This is a genomic window from Rhodopila sp. (assembly GCF_965277165.1).
Lineage (GTDB): Bacteria > Pseudomonadota > Alphaproteobacteria > Acetobacterales > Acetobacteraceae > Rhodopila.
The window spans coordinates 24154-33865 of the sequence record NZ_CBDICE010000003.1; the positions used below are offsets into that span (position 1 = coordinate 24154).

Below are 9712 nucleotides of genomic sequence, written 5' to 3' on the forward strand. Positions count from 1 at the left end.
GGCGTGGGCCAGCGGGGGTGCGAGTCATGGCGCCGGCGGTCTAGCCGATACCAAGCACCGTGGCTACCACGCGGGCCTGCTGGACGATGTGGGCCTTGGCGAGTCCGGTCGCCGGGCTGGCGGCGGCGTCACGGCCGACATAGGTCGGGCGGCGAACCTTCATGTCCAGTCGGCTGAGCACCTTTTCGATCCGACGGTCGACGAAATTCCAGGCGCCCATGTTCTCGGGTTCCTCCTGGCACCAGACCACATCGGCGTTGACATACGGTGCCAGCACGCGGCGAAGCGTGTTTTCCGGAAATGGATACAGCTGTTCCAGCCGGATGATGGCAATGTCCTTGATCTGCTTCGATCGGCGTTCGGCCAGCAGATCGTAATACACCCTGCCGGAGCAGATCGCGACGCGGCGCACCTGATCGGGCGGCGCGATGCCGTCGATTTCCGGGATCACGAACTGCAAACGGGTGCCCTCGGCGAACGCCGCCCGCGGCGAGGTCGCCAGCTTGTGGCGCAGCAGCGACTTCGGCTCGAACACGATCAGCGGTTTGCGAAAGTTGCGGTGCTGCTGACGGCGCAGCGCGTGGAAGTAGTTCGCCGGCGTGGTCAGGTTGCAGACATACATATTGCGTTCGGCGCAGAGCTGCAGATACCGCTCGATGCGCGCCGAGGAGTGCTCCGGACCCTGGCCCTCATAGCCGTGCGGCAGCAACAGCACCAGGCCCGACATGCGCAGCCATTTGGTTTCGCCGCTGGCCAGGAACTGGTCGATGATGACCTGTGCGCCGTTGGCAAAGTCCCCGAACTGCGCCTCCCACAGCACCAGGGTCTGCGGATCGGCCAGCGAGTAGCCATACTCGAAACCCAGCACCCCGGCTTCCGACAGCAGCGAGTTGTAGATCTCGATCCGGACCTGGTCCTGTTCGATGTTGTTCAGCGGCGTGTACTCGTTCTGATTGCGCTGGTCGATCAGCACCGCATGGCGCTGGCTGAACGTGCCGCGCTGGCTGTCCTCCCCGGACAGCCGCACGCGGGTGCCTTCCAGCAGCAGGCTGCCAAAGGCCAGCGCCTCGCCGGTCGCCCAGTCGATGCCGTCACCGCTGTCGATCGCCTGCTTCTTTGCTTCGAGCTGACGGCTGATCTTCGGGTTGAGGTTGAAGCCGTCCGGCACGTGCGCCAGGGCGTCGCCAATTCGCTTCAGCGTTTCTGTCGCCACCGCGGTGGGCTGTTCGGCGAGCTCATCTTCCTGCTGGTCCACAGGCGCGAAGCCCGACCATTGCCCTTCCAGCCAGTCTGCCTTGTTCGGCCGATACGATTTCGCCGCGGCGTTGGCCTCCTCCAGCGTCTTGGTGACGTCGTCCAGCATCGCCTTCGCCTCGGCGGCCGGCACCGTGCCCTCGGCGGCCAGCTTCTCGGCGTACAGCGTGCGGGTGGTCTTGGTCGCGTTGATCGCCTGGTACATCAGCGGCTGGGTGAAGGCTGGCTCATCCGTCTCGTTATGGCCGTGGCGGCGATAGCAGACGATATCCAACACGATGTCGCTGTTGAACTTCATGCGGTACTCCGCCGCCATCCGCGAGCAGAACACCACCGCCTCAGGGTCGTCGCCATTGACGTGCAGGATCGGCGCCTGGATCGACTTCGCCACGTCGGTGCAGTACAGGCCGGAAAACGCGTGCGCCGGGACCGTGGTAAAGCCGATCTGGTTGTTCACGACCAGGTGGATCGTCCCGCCGGTGCGGTAACCGATCAGCTGGCTCATCGCCAGCGTCTCGTACACCAGCCCCTGGCCGGCGAACGCCGCGTCGCCGTGCATCAGGATCGCCATTACCGATTTGCGTGCCTTGGTGTCGCCGGCGCGGTCCTGCCGGGCGCGGACCTTGCCGACGACGACCGGGTCGACCGCCTCCAGATGCGACGGGTTCGGCTGCAGCGACAGGTGCACGCTGTGCCCGGCGACCTCCAGGTCGGTGGAGGTTCCCAGGTGGTACTTCACGTCCCCCGAACCCTGCACATCGTCCGGCTTGAAGCTCTCACCGCCGAACTCGGCGAACAGCGCGGTCAGCGGCTTCTTGACGATGTTGACCAGGGTGTTGAGCCGACCGCGATGCGGCATGCCGATCGCCACCTCGACCACGCCTTCGGCCGCGGCGATGGCGATCATCGCGTGCAACGACGGGATGGTGACCTCACCGCCTTCCAGGCCGAAGCGCTTGGTCGTGACGTAGCGCTTCTGGCAGAACGCCTCGAAGCCCTCGGCTTCGGTGAGCTGCCGCAGCACGGTGCGCTTCTCCTCGGGGTCAAGCGACCTGCGCCACGGCGCGCCCTCGACCTTGCGCTGAATCCAGGATTTCTGTTCCGGATCCTGGATGTGCATGAACTCGACGCCGATCGGGCCACAGTAGGTTTGCCGCAGGATCTGTGTGATCTCGCGCAAGGTGGCGGTTTCGCGGCCCAGCACGTTGTCGATGAAGATCGGCTTGTCCAGGTCGGCATCGGTGAAGCCATAGGAGGCGGGATCCAGCTCCGCATGCTTGTGCGGCAATTGCAGACCCAGCGGATCGAGTTGCGCCTCAAGATGGCCCCGCACCCGATAGGAGCGGATCAGCATCAGCGCGCGCAACGACGCGATGGTGGCGGCGCGGGCCTGATCCGGCGCCAGCCCGTCCGCCGCCGGCACCGGCGCCGCCGCATTCACCGCGAAGCTCGGGCGCGGTGCCCAGGAGGCGCCGCTGGCATCCTCCAGCACGGCGCGGGCCTCGTCGTTCATCGCGGCGAACAGATCGGCGAAGCTGGGATCGACAGCGGACCGGTCGGCGGCCCACCGAGCATAAAGATCGGCCAAGAAAGCTGCGTTGGCGCCGTTGAAGGCTGACGCCAGGATGTCCATGCCGGCCATTTGTTACGAGTCCCTACTTGTCCGTGCCCGCCCTCATAGACAAGCCAAACCCCGGCGGAAAGCCTTTCCCGGCGCCTGCTGGGTTGTCCCCGCCACATGTCCGGGTCGCACCAGGACGCGGGACGGAAGGCGGGTTGGGGCTGCGCACGCTCGATGACTGCCAAGTGCTAAAGCGGAAGATGCGCCAGGCCACCGGTTTGAGCGGTCGCCTGACGCATCGGTAGTTGGTAGCCAAATCTGGTGAATGCAACCTGAACCGGGCGGCGTCAGGCGGTGGACTGCTCATCGGTCGGCGGAGATGGCGGCCGGGAACGGCGTTCGGCCATGAACTGGTCGAACTCCGACTTGTCCTTGGCGAAGCGCAGCCGTTCGAGGAACGAGCCGAACTCCTTCTGCTCCTCTTCCATGCGGCGGAGGGTCTCGGCCTTGTATTCATCGAACGCGCGGTTGCCGGAGGTTGAGGCGGCACGTTCCGAGGGTCCGCAGGCCCAAGACTTCCAGTTCGCCCACGGCCCGGCATCCTGCCAGCCCTGTTGGTTCATCGCTCGTCTGCGACGCCCGAAGCATCCCATCCGACCACTCCCTATCATGTAAATGAGCAAAGCCAGTCCGACCGGCCACCAGAACAGGAAGCCGAGTATGGTGAAGGCGATGGCGGCCGGGCGGCTGATCCCCGCCGGGTTCCAAAATGGCGGGCCGCCCCAGGCTGGGTTGCCCCAGTTCGGGCCGGATGCACCGCGTCCATTGCCGGATTGTTGCCACTGCGGCCCCTGGGTGTTACCCCAGGGACCTCGGTTCCAGCCTTGGGGGCCGTAGGCGTCTTGATTGGCAGCGCTCGTCATCGAGGGCCTCATGTGAATGTAAGACACATTTACATTAGGAAGGGAGAGGTTGAACGTCAAGCGGTCGGCAGAGGGATGTCAGCAAAATCGGCCAGCCAGGATCAGAACGGCGGCGACCACCACGCGCGTCAACGCTCTGCGTTCAGGATCCCGGCCATCCTGCCCTCGCCGAACCCACCCGTTCCGTGTTACGCGGCGCCGACATGAAGGTCGGCAATTATATCTCGTAGCCAAAATGGTTGAGAAACGGATTGAGCTCTTCGCATCGTTGCCGCTGCTCGGCCGTTAGGTCGTTCCGCCACCGGCCGATCGACGCAGCCGGGGTCGCGCTCGTGGCGTGGGTCGCGAACAATGCCGTCATCCCGTCCTGATCCGAGGCGGTCGGCGCCAGCCCCAGAAACCCGAACAGTCTGCCGATGCTTCTGGCATTGTCCAAAACGAAGTCCTCGTACTTGAGCAGCATCACGCGGGGGTGTTTGGCTGAATCGATGATCTGTAGCTGCCTCGCGGCACCCTTGGTCGCTTCCATTACCCGGTCGAACGCCGACCCGTTGGACGATCTTGCCGAACAAACAACGTCGCGCAGATCACGAATCAGCAAGATTTCCTTGGCCTTAGGGAACATGTATCGAATTCCAAGCCGAGAGTCTCGTTCCGGAAGCGTCTTCTCCGCAAAGAATATCGGATAGTCGATTGCCTGATCGCGAGCGACTTCTTCGTAATAATCAAGAATGATCTCTCGGAATGCACTGGCAAGCCGAGCCGGGAGACGGTTTGTCATGAAGTGGTCCAAGACCATCGGGTTCTTGAACACCTCGGCATGACCCTTCCGGAAATAGGGGTTGAATCCGATATGATACTTGTTTTCCCCCGCGGTTATCCTGTCCGTAGCCAATGATTTCTCATGATCGGCATTGGCGACATGCGTCCTGAGGGCATAGGCGTAGTAGCAGCCCAGCTCGACCTCGAAAGGTCGTGTTCCGGCGACGACAATGTTCGGATGCTGCGCCAGACTCGCCATTACCGCTGTCGAACCGGTGCGTCCCATCGTGGTCAGCAGCACCGGGGCCATGGGACGCAGCACCGACACGGCCGGATCCGGCGCGATGGCGTCGATAACCGGCTGATCCTGGGTCAAGTAAAAGCTTGATCCGGTGACGCGAACCGACACCTCCTGCTGTTCGTACATCGATAACGGGTTCGGAAAATGTACCCTGAACGCGTAACGACCGGTCGCCTCGGGATGCAGTTCGTCGAGTTTTGCGCGGCTGATATCAGCCCTGACGACGCCGCGACCCTGGCCCCCTACAAGAACGTCGACGCTGACCGAGCGCTTCCAGTCATCACGGTCCGCGACCCACCCGGCAACGCAGAACCGGGTAACCTCGTCAACGTAACCGACATAATCCATCTTCGCTTGTCCCACCGAACCGCATCTGCGACAGCCTGACGCCTGGCATCGTGAAGTTCAATAAGATTGTCCTCGTGTTCTGCTTCCAAGTCCGCCGAATCATTGGGGATCAGCAGGCCAGGGAAACAGGCGAACGTCGTGCAATCTCGTCTAGCGACAAATCAAGTGTCCTTTGCCGCGAAGGCTGGTTGCCATCTGCCGTTCGCCCGGTCGACGATAGCCCGGGTCAGCACAGAGCGCGAAGCCGCAGCTCCCGCAACACCTGCTGTACCGACTCCTCAACCGTGCCCGCCGACGCCCGAACATGGATGTCCGGAGCAACCGGCGCCTCATACGGGGCATTCACGCCGGTGAAGTTCTGGAGCAGTCCGGCGTCCGCCTTGCTGTACAAACCCTTCGGATCGCGGCGTCGACACTCCTCGATCGGCGTGTCGATGAACACTTCCAGAAACTCCCTGGCCGGCAGCTTCTCTCGAGCCGCATCGCGATCCGCCTGATACGGCGAGATGAAAGAAACGATCACCAACAAGCCGGCATCCGCCATCAACGCCGCCACCTCGCCGACACGACGGATATTCTCCACCCGATCGGCCTCGGTAAAGCCGAGGTCGCGGTTCAGCCCGTGGCGGACGTTGTCGCCGTCCAGCACGTAGGTATGCCGGCCCTCGGTGTGCAGTTTGCGTTCAAGCAGGTTGGCTATGGTTGATTTGCCGGCCCCCGACAAGCCGGTGAACCACAGCACCACCGGCTTCTGCCCCTTCAGCGCCGCTCGGGCCCCGCGATCGACGTCCAGTTCCTGCCATCGAATATTGGTGGCGCGTCGCAACGCGAAATCGATCATCCCAACGCCCACTGTGGCGTTGCTCTGCCGATCGATCACGATGAAGCCGCCAAGATCGCGGCTATCGGCGTAGCTTTCGAATTCCACCGCGGCGGCGAAGCTCAGATTGACCACGCCGACTTCGTTCAACGCCAATTCGTCAGCCTGCAACTGCCCTTGCGTGTTCAGATCCACCCGGTGACGAATGCGCGTGACGCTGCCGCTGACAGTGCGCGCGCCGAGCTTGAACAGGTAGGTCCGGCCGCTCTGCAACGGTGCGTCGCTCAGCCAGATCATGTGCGCCTGGAACTGATCCGCGACCCCGACCGGGGCATCGCTCGCCGCCAGCACATCGCCACGCGAGACGTCCACATCGTCGGCCAGAACCAGCGTGACCGCGTTGCCCGAATGCGCCTCCGGCAATGCCCCGTCCGCGGTGATGATCTGCCTCACCTGGGTTTGCCGCCCGGAAGCCGCGACAGCCACCGTATCGCCGGGCCTGACCCGACCGCTGGCGATCGTGCCGGCGTAACCGCGAAAGCTCGAATCAGGCCGGCTGACCAGTTGCACCGGCATCCGAAACGGGCGGCTGACCGCTTCGCTTAGTTCGACGCCTTCAAGCCGCTGCAGCAAGGTGGGCCCGGTATACCACGGCATCCTACGGCTTCGGTCGATCACGTTGTCGCCGAACCGCGCCGACAGCGGGATTGCAACCAGACTGCGAAAGTTTAACGTTGCGGTAGCGCCGTTGTAGTCCTCGCAAATTTCTTCGAACAGACGCTGGTCGAAATCCACCAGGTCGATCTTGTTCACCGCCAGGACGACGTGCTGAATGCCCATCAAACTGGCGATGAGGGAGTGACGGCGTGTCTGTGTCAGCAGGCCCTTGCGCGCGTCCACCAGCACGATCGCAAGATCCGCCGTAGATGCGCCGGTGGCCATGTTGCGGGTATATTGTTCATGACCGGGAGTGTCGGCGACGATGAAACGTCGTTTGTCCGTGGTGAAGAAGCGATAGGCGACATCGATGGTTATCGCCTGCTCGCGCTCTGCTTCAAGCCCATCCACCAGCAGCGAGTAGTCGATGTCCTCACCGGTAGTCCCGTATTTGAGGCTGTCGCGCTGCAGCGTGGCAAGCTGATCCTCGGGGATCGATCCGGTCTCGTACAATAGCCGACCGATCAGCGTGGACTTGCCGTCATCGACACTGCCGCAAGTGATGAAGCGTAGCAGCCCTTCCGTTGCCTGAAGCGACGAGGCGGTCCGTGCGAGACGATCGCCAATCGCGGTGCCCATTCAGAAATATCCCTCTCGCTTCTTGCGCTCCATCGAGTCTTTCTCGTCACGATCGATCAGCCGGCCGCCGCGTTCGGAGACCCGTGATGCGGTAACCTCCGCAATGATCTCAGCGAGGTTCGATGCCGTCGATTCCACCGCGGCAGAGAGGGGATAGCAGCCCAGCGACCGGAAGCGTACCCGTTTGATCTGCGGCATTTCGCCAGGATCCAGACGCATCCGTTCATCGTGAACAACGATCAACACGCCCTCGCGGATAACGACCGGGAGGTCCTGCGCATAGTACAGTGAAACGATCGGGATGTCTTCTTGGGCAATGTATTGCCAAATATCAAGTTCTGTCCAGTTCGAAAGCGGAAATACCCGCATCGACTCACCGGCATTGATCCGGCTGTTGTAGAGCCGCCAGAACTCGGGCCGCTGGTTCTTCGGGTCCCAACCTTGTGCGGCATCGCGAAACGAGAAGATACGCTCCTTGGCGCGCGACTTCTCCTCATCCCGACGCGCGCCGCCGAACGCCGCGTCGTACCCACCGCTGGTCAGCGCCTGCTTAAGCGCCTCGGTCTTCATCTTATGCGTGTAGAAACCGCCGTGGTCGAACGGATTGATGCCCTGCCGCCGCCCGTCCTCATTGGTGTGCACGATCAGCCGCAGTCCATAACGCTCCGCCATCGCATCACGATGCGAGATCATTTCACGGAACTTCCACCCGGTATCAACGTGCAGCAAGGGAAAGTTTGGCTTGGCCGGATGGAACGCCTTGAGCGCCAGATGCAGCAGCACCGATGAATCCTTGCCGATCGAATACAGCATCACCGGTGCGCGGCATTCCGCGGCGACTTCGCGAAAAATGTGGATACTCTCTTCCTCGAGCCTTCGCAGATGCGGGTTGGCCGTGGTCGAGCCTGTCGCTTGCGGGGCGACCGTCATGCTCTCAAGTGGCGAAAGCTGGCTGGCGAACTGCATGATTTTGGAATACCTGTCTCACGTTTCGCGGCGGATATCACCGTCAAATCATCCACCTTGAGGCCGCTGACGAAAGTCGCTGAGACTTTGGGCAATATAAATTGCCCGTGCAGCAGGGCGGCTGATTTCGCGGTTGGTGACGCTTCTGGGCGTGCAAGCCTGATCGCGGGCTTCGCGACATGTCATTCGCCAAATTGCTCTATAGTCAAACCAATACCCGCCGGCCCGTCGAAGAATTCGATTCGCGGGTCGTTGAAGTCGGACGGCTTGTATATAGACTCACCAGGTTGGGCAACAAATTCCGCTACCCCAAGGGCGTCGATTCGCGGCGGCATCAGGCCCAACCTTGGCCCGTCGAGCAGCCTGAACACCTACTCCCCACCCGCCAGACCCAGGCTTTGCAGGTAGATCAGCACCCCGGCCTCCAGCAGATCCTCGGCCGCCATCGGCAGCTTCCGTCGCGACGGGCTCTGCCGCACGAACAGCGAGCCTACCCCGTGCGCCATCGCCCAGATGTGCAGCGCCATCATCAACGAAGGCGGCCGGCGTCCCTTCGGCAACGTCGCCGCGACCTGGTCCGCCGCCTCCCGCAGCACCGCGAACGCTCGGTCTCCGGCCGCCTGCAGTCCCGGATGAGCCTCCACTGCCAGCCGAGAGTCGAACATCGCCACATAATAGGCCGGATCATCCCTGGCGAACGCCAGATAGGCGCGGCCGAGGTCCTCGAACGCCCGCACCGCCTCCGGCCGACCCCCATTCCATGCGCGCGCCAACCGCTCGGCAAGCCGGTCGTAGCCGCGCACCGCAACTTCCGCCAGCAGCGCGTCGGCATCGCGGAAGTGACGATACGGCGCAGCCGGGCTGACCCCCGCGAGCCGGGCAGCCTCGGCAATGGTAAAGCCGGCAGGACCCTTGGCGCCGATCAACTCCAGCGCGGCTTCGATCAGGGCTTCCCGTAGGTTGCCGTGATGATAGCCGCGGCGCCCCGAGCCGCCCTCGCCGGACCCAGACCAACTCATGTGCTGGACATGCTCATGTGAAGATGTTTTACATGGGTCGCGCGTCCGATCTAGCAAAGTGCGAAAAAAACCGGCCACCGAGGCGGCCGGGCTAGTTTAGGTCCGGGGTTGACAGGGATCACAGGGTGATCCAACGGCCGAGGCAATAGCGGGAACGTCGGCCGCCGGGGCACAGAATAGTGGTTCGCCGTGAACCATCTGTGATTTGCGTCACATTTGGCTCCGCCGGAATGCAAGACAGGCCTCCCGACCGTGTGGGCATTGTTGCGGAACGGCGGTGCCATCGCTAGGTTCCGCGGCCGAATCAGGAGTGTTCGCCTAATGATCCGGCCACTGTTCTGGCTGCTGCTCGAAGTCCTGAACCTGTACTGGTGGGCCGTCCTGCTGGCTGCCGTATTCAGCACGCTCGCGTCATTTGGCGTCATCGATACCCGCAACCGCATCGTCTGGAGCATCGGCGAC

At 62.8% G+C, this 9712-nt stretch carries 7 protein-coding genes; all 7 read right to left on the bottom strand.

Annotated elements, in window-relative coordinates:
• Positions 1 to 40 precede the first annotated feature (40 nt).
• Positions 41 to 2896, bottom strand: coding sequence for a 2-oxoglutarate dehydrogenase E1 component (locus ACQY4Y_RS00285; RefSeq protein WP_428488575.1), 2856 nt, complete (start codon positions 2894 to 2896; stop codon positions 41 to 43).
• Positions 2897 to 3162: 266 nt separating this feature from the next.
• The gene (locus ACQY4Y_RS00290) at positions 3163 to 3738 is read right to left on the bottom strand and encodes a DUF2852 domain-containing protein (RefSeq protein WP_428488576.1); all 576 of its coding nucleotides are present in this window, start codon (positions 3736 to 3738) and stop codon (positions 3163 to 3165) included.
• 217 nt (positions 3739 to 3955) lie between these two features.
• Positions 3956 to 5149: a sulfotransferase gene (locus ACQY4Y_RS00295; protein WP_428488577.1), complete on the bottom strand. Its 1194-nt coding sequence runs from the start codon at positions 5147 to 5149 to the stop codon at positions 3956 to 3958.
• Between the two features lie 226 nt (positions 5150 to 5375).
• Positions 5376 to 7265: a sulfate adenylyltransferase subunit CysN gene (gene cysN, locus ACQY4Y_RS00300; RefSeq protein WP_428488578.1), complete on the bottom strand. Its 1890-nt coding sequence runs from the start codon at positions 7263 to 7265 to the stop codon at positions 5376 to 5378.
• Entirely contained in the window at positions 7266 to 8231 is a 966-nt protein-coding gene (cysD, locus tag ACQY4Y_RS00305) for a sulfate adenylyltransferase subunit CysD (RefSeq protein WP_428488579.1), read from the bottom strand.
• Positions 8232 to 8413: 182 nt separating this feature from the next.
• Positions 8414 to 8602, bottom strand: coding sequence for a hypothetical protein (locus tag ACQY4Y_RS00310; RefSeq protein ID WP_428488580.1), 189 nt, complete (start codon positions 8600 to 8602; stop codon positions 8414 to 8416).
• Positions 8603 to 9250: a TetR/AcrR family transcriptional regulator gene (locus ACQY4Y_RS00315; RefSeq protein ID WP_428488581.1), complete on the bottom strand. Its 648-nt coding sequence runs from the start codon at positions 9248 to 9250 to the stop codon at positions 8603 to 8605.
• Between the last annotated feature and the right edge of the window lie 462 nt (positions 9251 to 9712).

Coding starts and splice junctions, on each gene's coding strand:
- ACQY4Y_RS00285 (WP_428488575.1), bottom strand. CDS start 2,896: ATGGCCGGCATGGACATCCTGGCGTCAGCCTTCAACGGCGCCAACGCA.
- ACQY4Y_RS00290 (WP_428488576.1), bottom strand. CDS start 3,738: ATGACGAGCGCTGCCAATCAAGACGCCTACGGCCCCCAAGGCTGGAAC.
- ACQY4Y_RS00295 (WP_428488577.1), bottom strand. CDS start 5,149: ATGGATTATGTCGGTTACGTTGACGAGGTTACCCGGTTCTGCGTTGCC.
- cysN (WP_428488578.1), bottom strand. CDS start 7,265: ATGGGCACCGCGATTGGCGATCGTCTCGCACGGACCGCCTCGTCGCTT.
- cysD (WP_428488579.1), bottom strand. CDS start 8,231: ATGCAGTTCGCCAGCCAGCTTTCGCCACTTGAGAGCATGACGGTCGCC.
- ACQY4Y_RS00315 (WP_428488581.1), bottom strand. CDS start 9,250: ATGAGTTGGTCTGGGTCCGGCGAGGGCGGCTCGGGGCGCCGCGGCTAT.